Origin of the sequence: Paraburkholderia sp. EG287B, assembly GCF_040965595.1 — a bacterium.
GTDB lineage: Bacteria > Pseudomonadota > Gammaproteobacteria > Burkholderiales > Burkholderiaceae > Paraburkholderia.
In genome coordinates this window covers 1-328 of record NZ_JBFRCG010000104.1, presented here as the reverse complement: position 1 = coordinate 328, position 328 = coordinate 1, and the positions used below count along the sequence as shown (strand labels likewise).

At 51.2% G+C, this 328-nt stretch carries 1 rRNA gene; it reads left to right on the top strand.

Annotated elements, in window-relative coordinates:
• Window positions 1-218: 218 nt before the first annotated feature.
• Window positions 219-328: ribosomal RNA gene (locus AB4Y40_RS42910) — 23S ribosomal RNA — on the top strand; the annotation flags it as partial.

The window sequence follows — 328 nt, the reverse complement described above, 5'->3', positions numbered from 1 at the left end:
ATTCATCCGGAACACACTTAGAGATGGGTGTGGAGTAGGTGAATCAGGGTTGTGATTGTATCAATGTATTTTTAAGTGATCGAAAGATTGCCTTGAAATACGGCGCAACACGAATACTCAACCTGTAACGATTGTGTTCTTCTGCCTGTCCCCTACGGGGATGAGCCCGGAGTAAGCGCCAAAGCGCTAACTCTGGCCGCAAGACACACCCGTTATAGGGTCAAGCGAACAAGTGCATGTGGTGGATGCCTTGGCGATCACAGGCGATGAAGGACGCGGTAGCCTGCGAAAAGCGGTGGGGAGCTGGCAAACAAGCTTTGATCCACCG